Raw genomic sequence first — 16,822 nt, forward strand, 5'->3', positions numbered from 1 at the left:
CCTGGGCCCGCTCCGCGGCCAGACCGCGCTGCACGCCCACCTCGCGGGCGCGGTCGCCGGCCGGCTGCACTGCGAAGGTGCACCGGCCCACCGCTGGACCGCCGCGCTCGGCCTCGCGTACGCACAGCCGCCCTGGCCCCTGATGCGTGCCTTCCTCGCCAGCGACGCCCGCCTCCTCCACGCCTTCGGCCCGGTCCGCACCGGCATGGACGCCTGCGACGCGGCCGCCGCCGGGTTCACCGGCGCGCCCGACCTGCTGGAGCACCCCGACGGCTTCCTGCGCCGGTTCGCGACCGTGCCGCTGCCCGAGGCGGTCACCGCGGGGCTCGGGACGCGCTGGCACACCGAGACCTTCTCGTACAAGCTGCATCCCGGCGGGCCCGGCATCGACGCGGCCGTGGACTGCGCGCGGGACCTCCACCACGACCTGGGCGCCCCGGACGCGGCAGAGCTCGCCGCCGTACTCGACGACGTCCTCGTGGAGGCGTCCCTCTACACGGTCCTCGCCGGACAGCGGGCCCGCCGCTACCTCGACGGTCCCGGCAGGCCGCTCGGTGCCCTGGTACTGGACATCGGCCACCCGGTGGCCACCGCGCTGCTCACCGGACGGCTGACCGTCGCCGACCTGGAACCGCCGGCGAGCGACGATCCGGTACGCCGGGCCGCCGCGGGAAAGGTACGGCTCCGGCACGACCCCGCCCTGACGCGACAACTCCTCGCGTCCGAGGCGCCGTTCGGGGAGGCGCTGCGGCAGGCGGGCCCCGCGGGCGCGGCATGGCTCCGGGAGTTCGGCGGCGACGCACTCGTCCGGCTCGCAGGCGAACCGGCCCCGCCCGCAACCGACTTCGCCGCCGCCACCAAGGCCACCGGCGCGCGGGTGACCGTCCGCCTCACCGACGGCCGCACCGCCGTGCGCGAGCTGCTGATCCCGTACGGCGCCGCGGGCCCGCACACCCGTACCCACCACGCCGACCTCGTACGTGCCAAGTTCCGCGCGCTCGGCGGGCCGGCGGACGTCGCCGACGCACTGCCCCGGCTGCCGAAGACGGGCGCCGCCGAACTGCGCGCGTGGACCGAAGCGGCCCTGCACCCCGATCCGGCCGACGACCTGGAGGAACAACGCCCGTGAACGCCCCGGCGGAACCCTGGCCCGGCACCGACGCGGAGACCCTCCGCCTGTACCGGGCCCACCTGAGCAAGGGCCGCGCGACCGTGGCCGAACTCTTCGGCGGCCGGATGGAGGTCGCCTCGTCCGGCGCCTGGCTGACCACCAGCGACGGCGCGCGGTACCTCAACTGCGGCGGTTACGGCGTGTTCCTCATGGGCGCCCGGCACCCCGTCGTCATGGAAGAGGTGCGCCGCCAGCTCGACGTGCACCCCGTCGCCACCCGCATCCTGCTGGAGCCGGCCGCGGCCCGCGCCGCCGAGGCGCTGACCGCGGTGGCCCCGCCGGGCCTGGACCGCGTGCACTTCTCGCTCTCCGGCACGGAGGCGGTCGAGACCGCGCTGAAGCTGGCCCGCGCGAACGGCAGGCGGAAGGTCGTCGCCACGCACCTGGGCTACCACGGCAAGACGCTCGGCGCGCTGTCGGTCTCCGGCAAGGACGTCTATCAGCGGCCGTTCCGTCCCCTGCTGTCCGGCGTCACCCACATCCCGTACGGGGACGCCGATCTCCTGGAGAAGGAGCTGGCCGAAAGCCCCGGCGAGATCTGCGTGATCGTCGAACCGGTGCAGGGCGAGGGCGGCGTGATCATCCCGCCGGACGGCTACCTCCGCCGGATCGGCGAACTGTGCCGCCAGTACGGCGGGTTCTTCGTCCTGGACGAGGTGCAGACCGGCCTGGGCCGGCTCGGCACGTGGTGGGGCGCCGACGCCGCCGGAGTGGTGCCGGACGTGCTGCTCGCGGGCAAGGCGCTGGGCGGCGGCGTCGTCCCGGTCTCCGCCGCGCTCGCCACCCGGGAGGCGTTCCGCCCGTTCGACAAGGACCCCTACCTGCACACCGGTACGTTCTCCGGCGCCCCGCTCCTCATGGCCGCCGTGCAGGGCGCGATCCGGGCGATACGGGAGGATGATCTCGTACCGCGGGCCGCCGCGCTCGGCGCCCGGCTGCTGCCGCTGATCGCGGGGATCGCCGCCCGCAACGTCCCCGGTCTCGTCACCGCGGTGCGCGGCCGGGGCCTGCTCATCGGCGTGGAGCTGGCCGAGGCCGGCCTCGCGGGCGAGCTGCTGATCGAACTCTTCAACCACGGAGTGGTGGCCAACCACTCGATGAACGGCAGCAGCGTGGTGCGGTTCACCCCGCCCGCCGTGCTCACCGACGCGGACGTGGAACATCTCCTGGCCGCCTTCGACGCGGCCACCCGCGACCTGGTCGAGCACGCTGCCCGGATGCCGGAAAGGCGGTAGCCGACATGCGGCACGTGATCGTGGAAGCGCTCATCCCCGACGTCCCCGCGGAGGACGTCTTCGACGCCGTCCTGCGGTTCGAGCGCTATCCGGAACTGACCCCGCACGTGCGCTCCACGGTGGTGCACAGCGGCCCGCCGCAGCCAGCGGGCAGCTCCAGCTGGGAGCTGTACTTCCGCAGCGGCGTGCTGCGCTGGACGGAGAGCGAGAGTTACGACCGGGAGCGGCTGCACATCGCCTTCCGGCAGACCGACGGCGACTTCGACGAGCTGTCCGGCACCTGGGACCTGCGGCAGACCGGCGCGGACTGCGCCCTGCGCTTCGATGCCGACTTCGACTTCGGCATCCCCAGCATGGCGGGCATCCTCGACCCGATCGCCGCCCGCGTCATCGAGGAGACCATCGCCTGGGCGGTCACCGGGATGTTCGCCGGTGTCCGGCTCGGCGCCGAGGTCCGGACCGAGGAGCCGCAGGGCCGAGCGGAGGAGCCGCAGGGCCGGGCGGCCCAGCGGCTCGGCGCGGGGGAGTGACCGGTGGACCAGGCCAACCCCTTCGAGACCCGCACCACCTTCCGGCTGCACCGCGCCGAGTACCTGGCCGGACTGGTCGTGACGACCGTCCTGATCGTGCTGCACGCGGGCGAGATCCGCTGGCTCGTCGCGCTCGGCTTCTTCGTGTACATCGACCTCATCGGCTATCTGCCCGGAGCCCTCGCCTACCGCCGCAGCCCCGACAAGCGCGTCTCCAAGGTCTACTACGTCCTCTACAACAGCATGCACAGCCTGCTCACCCAGGGTGCCGTGGCCGCCCTGTGGTGCTGGCTGGTGCGCCCCGAATGGGCCCTGCTGGCGCTGCCGTTCCACCTGTGCGGCGACCGCGGCCTGTTCGGCAACTTCCTCAAGCCCTTCGCCCTGCCCTTCGAGCCCGTACCCGAACCGCTGTACCGGCGGCTGGCCGACGCCCTGCGGACCCGGAGCGCGGCAGCCCGGGTCCCGGCCCCGGCAGCCGTGCCGGCGCCGTCCGGCGGAGCGCTCCGCACCCACCACAGGAGGACACTCAGCGATGACTGACGCCCCCATCGACGCAGCGGACTGGGACACGGCACCCGGGCTCCTCGACGGAGCCAAGACCCTCGACCTCACCGCCGAGCAGTGCGACCTCGCGTACTGGCTCCGGCACGTCGCCCAGGGCACCCTGCGCGGCCGCGCCGTCACCGGACACGCCGAGCAGGCGCCGGTACCCCGGTACATGAAGGAGCCCGGCCCGCTGCGCGAGGCCCTCACCCTCGAACTCGGCTTCCGTTCCGTGGCCGAAGAGATGGCCACCCGCGCGCTCGGGTACTACGTCGCCCACGCCCCCGGCATCGCCGAGCTGGAGTTCTACGCCACGCAGCTGCTGGACGAGGCCCGGCACGCCCGGGTGTTCCGGCAGCACTTGGCCGAACTGGGCTGTCCTGAGCGGACGTTGGTGCGCGACATTCAGGAGATGGCCGCCGACTACCGCACTCGCGTGCTCGACCCGATCGAGCGGTTCTGTCTGGAAGTGATCCGCGACCAGGCGGACTTCGCGGGCGGTGTCGCCGTCTTCACGATCATCATCGAGGGCGTCCTCGCGCCCGCCGCCGAGCTCAGTGAACGCAAGTGGGACCGGCTCGATCCGGCCGCGGGGGAGATCTCCCGCGGCGCGGCGATCGACGAGATCCGCCACCTGGCCGTCGGCAGCTCGATCCTCCGTGACCATCTGGCCGCCCACCCCGACTACCGGCCGCGCCTCCTGGACATCCTGCGCGACGGCCGGAAGCTGTGGGACGAGGTGCCCGACAGTGAGTTCGTGCTCGCCCGTGAAGAGCTCTTCCAGAAGGGCATGGCGTACCACGCGGAGCTGATCGGCGACTACGAGGTCTGGCCGGGCCGCCGCCTGCTCGACACCACCCCCGAGGAGCGGTACGCCACGGCGGAACGCTGGACGGACGAGATGGCACGGGTCCGGCTGGCCCAGATGGGCCTGCCGGAAGCCGTCGCGATACTCGGCGACCCGGGCCAGGGGGCACGGTGACGGCCGATCAGGCGGACCGCGCCGCCGCGGTCCCCGCCGCGGTGCTGGCCGGAGTGGGCGGCCACCTGCCGCCCGATCTGGTGACCAACGACGATCTCGGCGCCCGCCTGGACACCTCCGACGCCTGGATCCGCTCCCGCACCGGCATCGCCGTGCGGCACGTGGCGCCGCGCGGCACGGCCACCTCGGATCTGGCCGTGGCGGCGGGACGGCAGGCCCTGCGCTCGGCAGGCTCGCCCGCGGTGGACGCGGTACTGCTCGCCACCATGACCCCCGACCACCCGTCGCCGGCCACCGCGCCCGAGGTCGCCACCCGCCTCGGCCTCGGCAGCGTCGCGGCCTTCGACGTCGCCGCGATGTGCGCGGGCTTCGTCTACGGGCTCGGCATCGCCGCCGGACTGATCGCGGGACGCGCCGCGGAGCACGTCCTGCTCATCGGCGCCGAAGTGCTCACCAGCGTCATCGACCCGCAGGACCGCTCCCTGGCGGTGCTCTTCGCCGACGGCGCCGGCGCGGTGGTGCTGCGGGCCGGCACGCCCGACGAGCCCGGCGCGCTCGGCCGTGTCGTCCTCGGCAGCGACGGCACCCGCGGCGAGCTGCTGCGGATCGCCGGGGGCGGCTCCCGGGAGCGGCAGAGCGGCCGGCCGCCCGTGCCCGGCGGGGAGTACCTGCGGATGCGCGGCCGGGAGGTCTTCCGGCAGGCGGTGGAGCGGATGGCGGACTCCTCGCGTACCGCGCTGGAGGCCGCCGGCTGGAAGACCGGCGACGTCGACCACCTCGTGGCGCACCAGGCCAACGCCCGCATCCTGGCCGCGCTCGGCGCCGACCTGGACATCCCCGCCGAACGGCAGCTGACCAACATCGCGCACACCGGCAACACCAGCGCCGCCTCCATCCCGCTGCTGCTCGCCGAGACCAGCGGGGACGGCCGGCTCCGGGCCGGCGACCGGCTCCTGCTGACCGCGTTCGGCGGCGGCCTCACGTGGGGCGCGACGACGCTCGTCTGGCCGGACGTGCGGCCCGGGCGCTGAGACACCGGCGCCGACGGCGCGCCCCGGACGGCACCACCGACGACCTCCCACCCGCCCACGACCCCGAGGAGCAGCATGTTCGACCAGCTCAAGGAGATCCTCGCCGGCAAGCTCCAGGTGCCGGCCGATCTGATCACCATGGAGGCCACCCCCGAGTCCATCGAGCTGGACTCCCTGGCCACCGTCGAGCTCTCCCTCGTCCTGGACAAGGAACTCGGCATCAAGATCAGCGATGACGCGTTGGCCGCGGCCCGGACCGTCGGCGACATCGTCCGGCTGATGGAGGAGCGGGGGGTGGCCCTCTGATGCCGGTCGCCGAAGCGGCCGTCACCGGCATCGGACTGGTGACTCCCGCGGGCATCGGGACCGGCGCGAACTGGGAGACGGTCTGCGCGCCGAAGCCGGCCGCCGCCCTGGACGCGGAGCTCGACGGAATACCGGTACGGATCTCCTGCCGCGTACCGGACTTCGACCCGGCCGCGCTCCTCGGGGCGCGCCGCGCCCACCGCTTGGACCGCGCGGCGCAGTTCGCGCTGGTGGCCGCGCGCGAGGCCGTCGCCGACGCCGGCCTCGACCCCGACGGCTGGGACGGGAGCAGGGTCGGCGTGGTGCTCGGCTGCGGGCTCGGCGGGATCGCGACCGCCGAACGCGAACACCGGGTGCTCAGGGAAGAGGGCGGCCAGTGGGTCTCGCCGCTGCTGATGACGATGTTCCCGGCCGGCACGATGGCGGGCCAGGTGGCCATCGAGTGCGGCGCCCGCGGCCCCAACCTCATGGTCAGTACCGCCTGCACGTCGGGCACCGCCGCGATCGGCGTGGCCCGTGACCTGCTGGCGCTCGGCCGCTGCGACATCGTCCTGGCCGGCGCCACCGAGGCCCCCGTCACGCCGCTCACCGTCGCCGGATTCGCCCAGATGGGCGCCCTCTCGCGGCGCCACGACGACCCGGCCGGCGCGTCCCGCCCCTTCGACGCCGACCGCGACGGCTTCGTGATGGGGGAGGGGGCGGGACTGCTCGTCCTGGAGCGCCCCGAGCACGCGCGGGCGCGCGGGGCACGCGTACGCGCCCGCATCGTCGGGTACGGCGGCACCGCCGACGCCCACCACATCACGGCCCCGCACCCCGAAGGGCAGGGCATCGAGGCCGCGTTGCGGGCGGCGCTGGCCGACGCCGACGCGGCACCGGACGCCGTGGACCACCTCAACGCCCATGGCACGTCAACGCCGTTGAACGACCTCGTCGAGGCGAAGGCGGTGCGCCGGGTCCTGCCGGGCGGCCCGCTGGTGACCTCCACCAAGGGCGTCACCGGCCATCTGCTCGGCGCCACCGGGGCGGTGGAGGCCGCCTACACCGTGCTCGCGGTGGAAGGCGGCCTGGTGCCGCCGACCGCCAACCTCGGCCGGCTCGACCCCGCCATCGACCTCGACATCGCCACCGCCCCCGTCCGCCGCCGCATCGGCCTGGCGCTCACCAGCTCCATCGGCTTCGGCGGCCAGAACACGGTACTGGCGGTGGCAGCGGCGTAGCCGGCGAGCGGGGTGGCCGGTGAGCGGGGTGGCCGGTGAGTGGGGTGGCCGGTGAGTGGCGTGGCCGCCGAGCGGGGCGGCCCGATGGCGTCCGGGCCGCCACCCTCGTCGTCCACCGCCGCCTACAGCGCCGCGGTGTCGTCCTGGCGCAGGATCGCGCGCTCCAGGGCGCGCAGCTCCCGACCCGGTTCCAGACCCAGTTCCGCCACGAGGTGGTGGCGGGCCCGCTGGTACGACGCCAGCGCCTCCGCCTGCCGGCCCGACCGGTACAGCGCCGTCATCAGATAGCCGCTCAGCCGCTCGTTCAGCGGATGCTCGCCCACCAGGCCGGTCAGCTCGTGCACCAGCGCCCGGTGCCGGCCCAGCCGCAGCTCCAGCTCGATCCGTTTCTCGGCCGCCGCGATCCGCTCCTCCGCCAGCTGCGCCGCCGCCCTGTCCACCGCGTCGCCCTGGAGGCCGGACAGCGCGGGCCCGCGCCACAGGTCGAGCGCGGCACGGTAGAGCACGGCGGCCTGCTCGGCGTGCCCCCGTGCCGCCGCCCGGTCGGCGGCCGCCACCTGCTGCCGGAACACCGCCACGTCCAGGTCGCCGGGCTCCGTGTGCAGGATGTAACCGTGCGCCCGGGTCTCGATCCGGCAGCCGTCGTGCAGCGCGTCGGCCAGCTTGTGCCGCAGCTGCGAGATGCAGATGTGCACCTGGCCGCGGGCGGTGGGCGGCGGCTGCTGACCCCAGACCGCTTCGATCAGCCCCGCCACCGGGACCACCCGGTCCGCACTGAGCAGCAAGGTGGCCAGGATCAGCTTCTGCCGGATCGCCCGCAGCGGCAGCGGGCATGGCCCCGTCCCCACCTCCAGTGGGCCGAGGAGACGGAAGAGCGGCAGGTCGGCGCATCGGGGACGGGGGTCGGAACGGGGCATGGACCTTCTCCGTGGCAAGAGCGTGGGGGTGCCGTGTTTCCGGACCATGCGCACACTAGACGCTTCGCCAATTCCCGCTCAAGCTGGGTGATTCGGTACAGGAGAACATGAGCCAACCGCGGTACCGAGGTTGCGGGCCCGTCCCGTATGTGCGCGGTCAGCAGGGTGTCAGCGCACGGTCAGCGCGCGGTCAGGGACGGCCCGCACAATGACCGCGGCCACCCGACCGACCGCGAAGCGAGGAGTGCCGTGCGGCTGCCCGTCGAACAGGAACTGCGCCAGGAGCGCGCCCGCTTCCTCGACACCATCGAGAGCCTGACCGACGCCGAGTTCGACGGCGCCAGCACCCTGTGCGCCGGCTGGGCGCCGCGCGACGTCCTCGCCCATCTGACCGGCACGGACCGGATCGGCGACTACCTCGCCAAGGGAATGTGGATCGACCGGGCCAACTCCGCGCAGGTGCGCAGGGGACGGACCATGAGTCGCGCGGAGCTGACCGCCGCCGGACGGCGCTGGGCCGTACGCCCCTCCCTCTTCGGCCGCTGCGCCGCCGCCTTCCTCCTCGGCGACACCGCCGTCCACCACCAGGACGTACTGCGCGGGCTCGGCCGCAGCCGCCGCCTGCCGCGCGCCGTCGAACGCGCCGTCTTCCAGGAAGGCGTCCTGCTCAGCTTCGAACACAACCGGCGCCTGCTGCGCCACCGTGTGGTGCCCACCACCGTGGACCTGCCCGCGCTCGGCAGCGGCCCCGAAGTGCGGGGCACGGCCGAAGCGCTCGGCATGTGGCTCGGCGGCCGGGACGCGGTGTCCGGTGAGCTCGAATTCAGCTCAGTACAGGGGCGGTTGTGCCCGGCACCCGTTACGATCTGAGGTCTCGCTCGGCCCGATGCCCGAAGGCGACGCCCTGGAGACTGGAGTCCACAGCCATGACCGTCCGGCCCGCGTACACCACCGACCAGCTGCTGGAGTCCATGCCGCTCGCCGTCACCCTCGGCGTCCGGCTCGACACCGCCGAACCGGCCGAGGTCGTCGGACACCTGGACCACTCGGCCGCGCTGACGACGCTCGGCGGCGCCCTGCACGGCGGCGCGCTGATGACCCTGGCCGACTCCGTCGGCGCCGTCTGCGCCTTCCTCAACCTGCCGCCGGACGCCACCACCACGACGCTGGAGTCCAAGACCAACTTCCTGCGTGCCGTACGCGAAGGCACGGTCCGGGCCACGGCATGCCCGCTGCACACCGGCCGGACCAGCATCGTTGTACAGACCGACCTGCACGACGACGCGGGCCGGCACATCGCCCGGACCACCCAGACACAGGCGGTGCTCCCGGCCGGGCCGCGGGACTGAGAGCCCCCGCTCACCCGCTCCGGTGCGCCCGCCGGACCCAGGGGTCGGCGAGCGCCTCCCCCAGCCAGTCCAGCGCCGCCCGCCCGGTGCGGACCGGGTTGGCCAGCCGGCCCACGCCGTCGATGACGATCTCCACCACGTCCCCGTCCGCCAGCGTGAAGTCCAGCTCCGGCACGATGCCCGTACCGGTCGAGAGCACCGCGCCGTCCGGGAACGGCTGGCCGTGGAAGAGGTGGCGCACCAGGTCCTGCGGGGTGCGGTGGAAGGCGGCGGTGGAGGTCGTGGCCTCGTAGGCGGGCGCGCCGTCCCGGTGCACGGTCATGGCGATCTTCAGGGCCGACGGGTCGCCGATCTCCCACGCGGGCACGATGCCCGCCGAGAGGGCCGTACTGCCGGCGTAGACCTTGGCCTGCGGCAGGTACAGCGGGTTCTCGCCCTCGATGGAGCGGGAGCTGACGTCGTCGGCGACGAGGTAGCCGACGGTCTCGGCGTGCCGGTTCAGTACGAGCGCCAGCTCCGGCTCGGGGACGTTCAGCGCGGAGTCGTCCCGTACGGCGATCGGCTCGCCGTCCGTCACCACCCGCCACGGCACGGACTTGAAGAACAGCTCGGGCCGCTCCGCGTCGTAGATCCGCTCGTACACCGACTGTTCGGTGCTCTCGGCGATCCGCGCCTCGCGCGAGCGTTCGTACGTCACGCCGGCCGCCCACACCTCCGTCAGCCCGTCGACGGGCGGCAGCAGCAGAACCTCCGACGCGGCGGCGTCCGGCGCACGCGCCGCGGTCTCCTCGGCGAGCGCCCGCAGTTCGGCGGAGGTGCGGTGCAGCAGGTCGGCGAGGCGCGGCGCGCCGGGGAACGCGCGGATCGCGCCGTCGTCGTCCGCGAGGCCGGTGCGGACCGCGCCCGTGGTGTCAGCGAAGCGCACGATGCGGGTCATCGGTGATGTCCTCCTTGTCGGTGTGCGGATGAGCGGCGGGGGTACGGAGGCCGGCCCAGCGGAAGCCGGTGACGACCGCGGCGCCGGCGACGACGATCACGGCGACGGCGTACAGGCCGTTGGCGCCGGATCCGGTGGACGACTCGACGACGCCCATGACGTACGGGCCGAGGAAGCCGCCGAGATTGCCGAAGCCGGAGATCAGCGCGATCGTGCCGGCCATCTGGACGCCGGTGAGGATCGTCGGCGGCACGGTCCAGAAGACCGGCTGGGCGCCCAGGAAGCCGAACGCGGCGACGCACAGCGCCGCCACCGCCGGGACCGGGGGCAGCAGCGCCGCGCCGACCAGGCCGGCCGCGGTGAGGAGCAGGGCGAGGCGGAGCGGGCCGCGCCGGTTGCCGCTGCGGTCCGAGAACCAGGGCAGGACCAGCACGCCGAGCAGCGCGCACACCCAGGGCAGGGCCGAGACGAAGCCGATGCCGACGTCGTCCAGGCCGCCGATCCGGCCGACCAGCGCGGGCAGCCAGAACGTCACCCCGTACACGCCGATCTGGATCGCGAAGTACACGAACATCAGGCGCAGTACGCGGCTGTCGCCGACGATCTCGCGGATGCGGCGCGGCGGCCGGGCGTCCTCGGCGGGCCGGTCCGCCTCGATGCGCGCGGCCAGCAGCCGCTTCTCCTCGGCGGTCAGCCAGCGCGCCTGCTCGGGGCGGTCGGTGAGCAGCCACGGCACGGCGAGCGCCAGGAGGACGGTCGGCGCGCCCTCCAGCAGGAACATCCACTGCCAGCCGTCCAGCCCGGCCAGGCCGTGCAGCCCGATGAGGTAACCGCCGACGGGGTTGCCGATGATGCTGGAGATCGCCACGGCGGACTGGAACATGCCGGTGGCCTTCCCGCGGTCGGAGGCGGGGAACCAGTAGGTGATGTAGAGGATCACGCCGGGGAAGAAGCCGGCCTCGGCGGCGCCGAGCAGGAAGCGCAGCACGTAGAAACCGGTGGGGCTGGCGGTCAGCGCCATCGCGCAGGACAGCAGGCCCCAGACGAACATCAGCGCGGCGAGCCAGCGGCGGGCGCCCCAGCGGTGCAGTACCAGGTTCGAGGGCACGCCGAGCAGCGCGTAGCCGACGAAGAAGACGCCGGCGCCGAAGCCGTACGCGGCCGCGTCGATGCCGGCGTCGGTGGCGAGGTGACTCTTGACGAGCGCGACGTTCGTCCGGTCCAGGAAGCTCAGGACGAACATCAGGAACAGGGGTGGGAGCAGGCGCCGCGCGACCTTCCGGCGCACGCGGTCCGCGGTGGTTGCCGCGTTCATCCGACCTCCTTGGAGACATCTGACCGCTGGACCGTACGAGGCGTGGTCCGCCCGGGCAATACCTCGAACACCGGCAATTTTGCTCGACGAAACATCTGGTCGATGACGCAGACATCTGACATCTTGGGGGCGCTGCGCCGCAGCCCTACTCAGGGACGTACATGTACAGGAGTGAGCGCCGATGACAGCGGCCCGTATCGTCGACGTCGAGACCATCGACATCCGCTTCCCCACTTCCCAGGACCTCGACGGCTCCGACGCCATGAACGAGGCCCCCGACTACTCGGCCGCCTACGTCGTACTGAAGGCCGACGGGCCCGGCGTCCCCGAGGGACACGGCTTCACCTTCACCATCGGCCGCGGCAACGACCTCGCCGTCCAGGCGGCCCGTGCCATCGGCGAGCGCGCGATCGGCATGACCGTCGAGGAGATCACCGGCGACCTCGGCGGCTTCTCCCGCCACCTGCTCGGCGACAGCCAACTGCGCTGGCTCGGCCCGGACAAGGGCGCGATCCACCTCGGCACCGCCGCCGTCCTCAACGCCGCCTGGGACCTGGCCGCCAAGCAGGCCGGCAAGCCGGTCTGGAAGCTGCTCGCCGACATGACGCCCCAGCAGATCGTCGACCTGGTCGACTGGCGGTACCTCAAGGACGCGCTCACCCCCGAGGACGCGCTGACGATGCTTCAGGAACGCGCGGCAGGCCGGGCCGAACGCGAGGCGCACGTACGGGAGCACGGCTACCCCGCCTACACCACCAGCGCCGGCTGGCTCGGCTACGACGACGCCAAGCTCGCCCGGCTCTGCCAGGAGGCCGTCGACGCGGGCTGGGACTCCGTCAAGCTCAAGGTCGGCGCGGACCTGGCGGACGACATCCGGCGCTGCCGCATCGCCCGCGACATCATCGGTCCGGACCGCCGCCTGATGATCGACGCCAACCAGACCCTCGGCGTCGACGAGGCCGTCGCCTGGGCCAAGGCGCTGGCGGAGTTCGACATCTGGTGGTTCGAGGAGCCCACCAGCCCCGACGACGTACTCGGCCACGCCGCCATCGCCCGGCAGATCGGCCCCACCCACGTCGCCACCGGCGAACACGCCCACAACGCCGTGATGTTCAAGCAGTTCCTGCAGGCCGACGCGATCGGCATCTGCCAGATCGACGCCTGCCGGCTCGGCGGCGTCAACGAGGCCGTCGCCGCCCTGCTGCTGGCCGCGGCACACGGCGTACCGGTCTGCCCGCACGCCGGCGGCGTCGGCCTGTGCGAACTCGTACAGCACCTGTCGCTCTTCGACTACATCACGGTCAGCGGCTCCCTGGAGAACCGCGTCATCGAGTACGTCGACCACCTCCACGAGCACTTCCACGACCCGGTCCGCATCCGCGGCTCGCGCTACCTCGTCCCCGAGGCCCCCGGCTACAGCGCGCGGATCCGCCGCGAGACGCTGGAGCGGTACCGCTACCCGGAAGGGCCGGTCTGGAGCGGCCGCGGCCGGGTGGCATCCTGACGTCCATGCCCACCAAGAAAGAGCGGCCGGGACGCGGTGACGGGACCGGCGCCGGCGGCGGCAGCGTCGTCGACGAGGCGATCGGCCGGCTGCGCAAGCGCATCGAGAGCGGCGAGTTCACGCCCGGCCACCGCCTCCCCCCGGAGGCGGTGCTCGCCGCCGAGCTGGAGCTCTCCCGCCCCTCGCTCCGCGAGGCGGTCCGCGCGCTGGCCATGGCGGGGGTGCTGGACGTACGGCGCGGGGACGGCACCTTCGTCACCGACCTGCGCCCGGACCGGCTGCTCAGCGCCATCGGCAGCTTCCTGGACCTGGCCCAGGACACCGGCCTGGAGGAGATGCTGGAGTGCCGCAAAGTACTGGAGCCCGGCGCCACCGCGCTCGCGGCCACCCGCATCGACGACGCGGCGCTGGACGGCCTGCTGGAGCGCATCGAACGGATGCGGACCCTCCAGGACCCGGAGGAGCTGGTACGCGAGGACCTCGCCTTCCACGCGGACATCGTCGCGGCGACCGGCAACCGCACGCTGGAGTCCCTGGTCTCCTCCGTCACCCAGCGCACTGCCAGGGCCCGCATCTGGCGTGCGCTGGTCAAGTCGGACGTGCTCGCCTGGACCCACCAGCAGCACATGGACATCTACGCCGCGCTGCGCGCCCGCGACAGCCTGGCGGCCTTCACGGCGGCCGGCCGCCATGTGGGTGACGTCGAGCTGTGGGTCCGCGAACGCCTGGACCCGCTCCGGGAGCGCTGACAGCCGTACGAGTCCCCGGGGCGGCGCGCCCCGTCCGTGCGCGCGCCGCCGTTCACTCGTCCCGTGGCCAGTAGTCCAGATCGCCGCCCCGCCACTCGATGAGCGCGGGATCGGCCAGCGGGATCTCCTCCGCGTCGGACAGCCCGGCCCGGCGCAGGAACTCGGCGACGTCCCCGCGGCCGTGGGCGAGGCCGACGATCTGGCCGTGAATGGTCACCCGCCGCCCACCGGCGGTGGGCGGATACACGATCACCGGTGGATGTGTGGTCATACCCCCCAGGCTGTCTCCCCGCCGCCCGCCGCGCATCCCGAAGGCCCGAATCCGCTCGTGCCGATGCCCGCGGACGCGCCCCGGAACGTGCTCCGGACGGCGGGCGCGCACGGTCGAAGGTGTCCCGGGCAACGGCTACGATCGGCGCATTCGTGGCTGCCGCCGGGAGGAAGAGCGAGAGATGGGCCTGTTCCGCCGGGGACCGAAGCGGGATCCGCGCGACACCCCGCGCGATGAGGAGTTCGGATTCTTCTCCGACCGGGAGGGCGGGATCTTCCGCGGCCAGGTGCGGTCGGCCTTCGCCGAGCTGGGCCTGGAGGTCACGGTGTACGCCGGCATGGTCACCGACTCGGCGGGCCGGCAGTTCGGCCTCGGCAATCTGGCCGCCGTCTGCCACCGCGACCGCCGCGGCGAGCGCGCCTGGCCCGCGCTCGTCCGGGACCACGTCGGCAAGGTCCTCCGTACGATGGACGGCCCCCAGCCGATGGAGACGATGCCCGAGGACGAGATCCGGGCCCGGCTCTACCCCCGCGTCGTCGCCGAGGACTCCCTCCCCGCCTCCGACTCCTTCCGGTACGCGCGCCCGCTCGCCCCCGGCCTGCGCGAGGTCCTGGCGCTCGACCTGCCCGAGGCGGTGCAGATACTCGGCGAGGACTCGCTGCTGGACATCGGGGACGTCGCCGAGCTGCGCATCCGGGCGCTGAACAATCTCCGGGCGCTGCCGGTCGAGGGGCACGAGACGGTCCGCCGCGGCGACGGCTCGGCCTTCGAAGTGGTACTGGGCGACTCCTTCTTCACCGCCAGCCGGGTCCTGGTCCTCGATGAGCTGGTCGAGCGGCTGACCGGCGCGCCGCTGACGCCCGACGGGGCGCTGGTGGCGCTGCCCTTCCGGCACCAGCTGGCCTTCCACCGCATCCACGACGCCCAGGTGGTACCGGCGCTGCAGGCCATGGCGCAGTTCTCCGCCGCCGCGCACGAGGACTCGGCGGGCGCGATCACGCCGAACGTCTTCTGGTGGCGCCAGGGCACGATGACCCGGCTGAGCGAGCCGGACGGCGACGGGCTGCGGGTCGTCGTCGACGAGGACTTCCAGACCATGCTGGAACGGCTGGTCCAGGACGAGGCGTAGGAGCGGCCGAAGGGGCCTCGGGGACCCCTGACCGGCGCTCCATAGATTTTTCCACGAAATTCTCGCGGAACGGGGAACCTCTCATGCCCTCGGCCCGTTGTACCGAGTGAGGCCCCGCATCATCCCCCGTGTGCGGGGCCTCACCAATGCCCGGCGGGGCCGTCCGCGCGCAGCCGCAGGCCGTCGGCGACGATCAGGTCCGAGGTGACCAGCGCCTGCTCGGCGGAGACGTCGGTCATGTAGACGAAGGGCGGGACCAGCGGCGGCACGGGCAGCCGGTCCGGGGTGAAGGTCAGGCAGAGCACCCCTTCCACACAGCCGCGGAACTTCGTCAGATAGAGCGTGACGTCGCCGCTCAGATCCAGCGACTTCGCGCCCAGCCCCAGCTCGTCGCTGCCGTCGCGGGTGAGCAGACGGTAGTCGGTGAGGGACGCGGCCTTCATCCTCAGCACCATTGCCCGGACCGGGCCGCGCGCGGTGGGCACGTCCTCGACCCCGGCGAGCGTGAAGCCCTTGGGGGCGAAACGACTGGTCGTGACGGTGGGGACGGCGGCGGGGGCGGGGATGCCGGCGCCGGCCGCCCGGGCCTCGGTGGCGGGCGTCCCGAGCGCGGCGAGGAGGGCGACGGGCAAGGCCACGGCGAGGGCCGTACGGGGGCCTGTGCGGCCGGGGCCTGTACGGTCGGTGGCTGTGCGGCCGGGCGGGGGAGCGGCGCCCGCCTCCGCTTCCGCAGTCGCATCCTCCGCCGCCACCGCCTCGTCCAGTACCGGCGTCCAGCCGAAGCCCATCGCCGCGCCCGCGATGCCCAGCCCCATGCCGACCAGGAAGCCGCCGAGGTTGGTGGCCGCGAAGGAGATCACGGACAGGATCAGCGCGTTGACGCTCACGTAGTGCCGCGCGGCCGGGGTGCACCACAGGAACACCCCGGCCACGATCAGCGCCAGCCCGATGCCGAGCGCCGCGAGCCCGCCGAGCCCCAGGCTGACCAGCACGCCGAGCGGGGAGAGCGGGACGAGCAGCAGCTCGGCGCCGCCCAGTATCAGCAGCAGCCCGGCCCAGAACGGCCGGGTCCGCCGCCACCCGCGGAACCGCGCCTTCAGAAGCACTTCTCGCCGCCCAGGCTGACGCCCAGCTTCAGGCCCTTGAGGCGGAAGTTCCCGCCGGTGGCCGACCAGGCGTGCGACTTCACGCCCGCGACCTCGATGTCACCGGCCTGCAGCCCGAACTTGCCCTTCGGGCCGCGGACGCCCGGTACTTCGTCCAGCGTCGAGGCGTCCCGGCCGATCTGCGCCGTCCCGAAGCGCGCGTCACCGACCAGGTCCTCGCCGTCGATGACGAGGCTGTCCGCGGTGACCGGGCCCGCCTTCCCGCCCGCGGTGAGCTTGAAGACCACCGGCCCCACCGGCGTACTGACCTGCGCCGACTGGCAGATGTCGGAGAGGTGTGCCCTGCCGATGCCGAGCAGGGCCACGGGATGGCCGGTGCCGTCGGTGGAACGGTCGGTGTGCACGTACGAGGCCAGCCCGTCGCTGGTCAACTTGCCCGAGGTGACCTGGAAGTTGGTGCCGGAGACGGCGAACGACGCGGCGAGCACGCCCTGCGCCATTACGGTCGCCAGCGCGCCGACGGCCAG

At 73.5% G+C, this 16,822-nt stretch carries 19 protein-coding genes; 13 read left to right on the top strand and 6 right to left on the bottom strand.

Annotation, left to right across the window (positions count from 1 at the left end):
• The 8 genes from ABT381_RS01770 to ABT381_RS01805 form a co-directional block, all read left to right on the top strand.
• On the top strand, positions 1-1,129 hold a 1,129-nt coding region (locus ABT381_RS01770), incomplete at its 5' end, for an MmgE/PrpD family protein (RefSeq protein ID WP_351586487.1).
• A complete protein-coding gene (locus tag ABT381_RS01775; protein WP_351586489.1) occupies positions 1,126-2,406 on the top strand; it encodes an aspartate aminotransferase family protein in 1,281 nt (426 codons plus the stop codon). The genes ABT381_RS01770 and ABT381_RS01775, both read left to right, overlap by 4 nt.
• Before the next feature lie 5 nt (positions 2,407-2,411).
• Positions 2,412-2,936 carry a type II toxin-antitoxin system RatA family toxin gene (locus ABT381_RS01780; RefSeq protein WP_351586491.1) on the top strand — a complete coding sequence of 175 codons (525 nt, stop codon included), beginning with the start codon at positions 2,412-2,414 and terminating at the stop codon, positions 2,934-2,936.
• Between the two features lie 3 nt (positions 2,937-2,939).
• The gene (locus ABT381_RS01785) at positions 2,940-3,476 is read left to right on the top strand and encodes a hypothetical protein (protein ID WP_351586493.1); all 537 of its coding nucleotides are present in this window, start codon (positions 2,940-2,942) and stop codon (positions 3,474-3,476) included.
• Positions 3,469-4,461, top strand: a complete 993-nt coding sequence (locus ABT381_RS01790) for a ferritin family protein (protein WP_351586495.1) — start codon at positions 3,469-3,471, stop codon at positions 4,459-4,461. The genes ABT381_RS01785 and ABT381_RS01790 overlap by 8 nt, the downstream gene beginning before the upstream one ends.
• Positions 4,458-5,492 carry a beta-ketoacyl-ACP synthase III gene (locus ABT381_RS01795; RefSeq protein ID WP_351586497.1) on the top strand — a complete coding sequence of 345 codons (1,035 nt, stop codon included), beginning with the start codon at positions 4,458-4,460 and terminating at the stop codon, positions 5,490-5,492. Before ABT381_RS01790 ends, ABT381_RS01795 begins: the two co-directional genes overlap by 4 nt.
• 75 nt (positions 5,493-5,567) lie before the next feature.
• The gene (locus tag ABT381_RS01800) at positions 5,568-5,798 is read left to right on the top strand and encodes an acyl carrier protein (RefSeq protein WP_351586499.1); all 231 of its coding nucleotides are present in this window, start codon (positions 5,568-5,570) and stop codon (positions 5,796-5,798) included.
• The gene (locus ABT381_RS01805; protein ID WP_351586501.1) at positions 5,798-7,018 is read left to right on the top strand and encodes a beta-ketoacyl-[acyl-carrier-protein] synthase family protein; all 1,221 of its coding nucleotides are present in this window, start codon (positions 5,798-5,800) and stop codon (positions 7,016-7,018) included. The genes ABT381_RS01800 and ABT381_RS01805 overlap by 1 nt, the downstream gene beginning before the upstream one ends.
• A 122-nt stretch (positions 7,019-7,140) precedes the next feature.
• On the opposite strand, the gene ABT381_RS01810 is transcribed toward ABT381_RS01805, so the two are convergent.
• Complete coding sequence (locus tag ABT381_RS01810) at positions 7,141-7,935, bottom strand: AfsR/SARP family transcriptional regulator (protein WP_351586503.1); 795 nt, start codon at positions 7,933-7,935, stop codon at positions 7,141-7,143.
• Positions 7,936-8,184: 249 nt separating this feature from the next.
• Between ABT381_RS01810 and ABT381_RS01815 the strand changes: the two genes are divergently transcribed.
• Together ABT381_RS01815 and ABT381_RS01820 are read left to right on the top strand one after the other, a co-directional pair.
• Entirely contained in the window at positions 8,185-8,805 is a 621-nt protein-coding gene (locus tag ABT381_RS01815) for a maleylpyruvate isomerase family mycothiol-dependent enzyme (RefSeq protein WP_351586505.1), read from the top strand.
• A gap of 56 nt (positions 8,806-8,861) precedes the next feature.
• Positions 8,862-9,284: a PaaI family thioesterase gene (locus ABT381_RS01820; RefSeq protein ID WP_351586507.1), complete on the top strand. Its 423-nt coding sequence runs from the start codon at positions 8,862-8,864 to the stop codon at positions 9,282-9,284.
• Positions 9,285-9,294: 10 nt separating this feature from the next.
• Here the strand turns inward: ABT381_RS01820 and ABT381_RS01825 are convergent, their stop codons facing one another.
• Together ABT381_RS01825 and ABT381_RS01830 are read right to left on the bottom strand one after the other, a co-directional pair.
• The gene (locus ABT381_RS01825) at positions 9,295-10,221 is read right to left on the bottom strand and encodes a fumarylacetoacetate hydrolase family protein (protein ID WP_351586509.1); all 927 of its coding nucleotides are present in this window, start codon (positions 10,219-10,221) and stop codon (positions 9,295-9,297) included.
• On the bottom strand, positions 10,196-11,536 hold the full coding sequence (locus tag ABT381_RS01830; RefSeq protein WP_351586511.1) for an MFS transporter: 1,341 nt from the start codon (positions 11,534-11,536) through the stop codon (positions 10,196-10,198). The genes ABT381_RS01825 and ABT381_RS01830 overlap by 26 nt, the downstream gene beginning before the upstream one ends.
• Positions 11,537-11,717: 181 nt before the next feature.
• On the opposite strand from ABT381_RS01830, the gene ABT381_RS01835 reads away from it, so the two are divergent.
• Positions 11,718-13,040 carry an enolase C-terminal domain-like protein gene (locus ABT381_RS01835; RefSeq protein ID WP_351586512.1) on the top strand — a complete coding sequence of 441 codons (1,323 nt, stop codon included), beginning with the start codon at positions 11,718-11,720 and terminating at the stop codon, positions 13,038-13,040.
• A 5-nt stretch (positions 13,041-13,045) separates the two neighbouring features.
• Positions 13,046-13,789, top strand: a complete 744-nt coding sequence (locus ABT381_RS01840) for a FadR/GntR family transcriptional regulator (protein ID WP_351586514.1) — start codon at positions 13,046-13,048, stop codon at positions 13,787-13,789.
• 52 nt (positions 13,790-13,841) lie between these two features.
• Here ABT381_RS01840 and ABT381_RS01845 read toward each other — a convergent pair whose 3' ends face one another.
• A complete protein-coding gene (locus ABT381_RS01845) occupies positions 13,842-14,060 on the bottom strand; it encodes a hypothetical protein (protein WP_351586516.1) in 219 nt (72 codons plus the stop codon).
• A 181-nt stretch (positions 14,061-14,241) separates the two neighbouring features.
• Here ABT381_RS01845 and ABT381_RS01850 point away from each other — a divergent pair, with 181 nt between their 5' ends.
• Entirely contained in the window at positions 14,242-15,189 is a 948-nt protein-coding gene (locus ABT381_RS01850; protein WP_351586518.1) for a hypothetical protein, read from the top strand.
• Between the two features lie 140 nt (positions 15,190-15,329).
• Here the strand turns inward: ABT381_RS01850 and ABT381_RS01855 are convergent, their stop codons facing one another.
• The gene (locus ABT381_RS01855) at positions 15,330-16,295 is read right to left on the bottom strand and encodes a DUF6114 domain-containing protein (RefSeq protein ID WP_351586520.1); all 966 of its coding nucleotides are present in this window, start codon (positions 16,293-16,295) and stop codon (positions 15,330-15,332) included.
• A complete protein-coding gene (locus ABT381_RS01860; RefSeq protein WP_467753896.1) occupies positions 16,286-16,795 on the bottom strand; it encodes a DUF6230 family protein in 510 nt (169 codons plus the stop codon). The genes ABT381_RS01855 and ABT381_RS01860 overlap by 10 nt, the downstream gene beginning before the upstream one ends.
• Between the last annotated feature and the right edge of the window lie 27 nt (positions 16,796-16,822).

The sequence above is a fragment of the Streptomyces sp. NPDC000151 genome (assembly GCF_040301705.1).
GTDB lineage: Bacteria > Actinomycetota > Actinomycetes > Streptomycetales > Streptomycetaceae > Streptomyces.

What these genes read in the sequence shown, in the direction of transcription:
- ABT381_RS01830 (WP_351586511.1), bottom strand. Translation starts at nt 11,536, where the DNA reads ATGAACGCGGCAACCACCGCGGACCGCGTGCGCCGGAAGGTCGCGCGG.
- ABT381_RS01805 (WP_351586501.1), top strand. Translation starts at nt 5,798, where the DNA reads ATGCCGGTCGCCGAAGCGGCCGTCACCGGCATCGGACTGGTGACTCCC.
- ABT381_RS01810 (WP_351586503.1), bottom strand. Translation starts at nt 7,935, where the DNA reads ATGCCCCGTTCCGACCCCCGTCCCCGATGCGCCGACCTGCCGCTCTTC.
- ABT381_RS01790 (WP_351586495.1), top strand. Translation starts at nt 3,469, where the DNA reads ATGACTGACGCCCCCATCGACGCAGCGGACTGGGACACGGCACCCGGG.
- ABT381_RS01860 (WP_467753896.1), bottom strand. Translation starts at nt 16,795, where the DNA reads ATGGCGCAGGGCGTGCTCGCCGCGTCGTTCGCCGTCTCCGGCACCAAC.
- ABT381_RS01800 (WP_351586499.1), top strand. Translation starts at nt 5,568, where the DNA reads ATGTTCGACCAGCTCAAGGAGATCCTCGCCGGCAAGCTCCAGGTGCCG.
- ABT381_RS01850 (WP_351586518.1), top strand. Translation starts at nt 14,242, where the DNA reads ATGGGCCTGTTCCGCCGGGGACCGAAGCGGGATCCGCGCGACACCCCG.
- ABT381_RS01835 (WP_351586512.1), top strand. Translation starts at nt 11,718, where the DNA reads ATGACAGCGGCCCGTATCGTCGACGTCGAGACCATCGACATCCGCTTC.
- ABT381_RS01820 (WP_351586507.1), top strand. Translation starts at nt 8,862, where the DNA reads ATGACCGTCCGGCCCGCGTACACCACCGACCAGCTGCTGGAGTCCATG.
- ABT381_RS01825 (WP_351586509.1), bottom strand. Translation starts at nt 10,221, where the DNA reads ATGACCCGCATCGTGCGCTTCGCTGACACCACGGGCGCGGTCCGCACC.
- ABT381_RS01840 (WP_351586514.1), top strand. Translation starts at nt 13,046, where the DNA reads ATGCCCACCAAGAAAGAGCGGCCGGGACGCGGTGACGGGACCGGCGCC.
- ABT381_RS01845 (WP_351586516.1), bottom strand. Translation starts at nt 14,060, where the DNA reads ATGACCACACATCCACCGGTGATCGTGTATCCGCCCACCGCCGGTGGG.
- ABT381_RS01780 (WP_351586491.1), top strand. Translation starts at nt 2,412, where the DNA reads ATGCGGCACGTGATCGTGGAAGCGCTCATCCCCGACGTCCCCGCGGAG.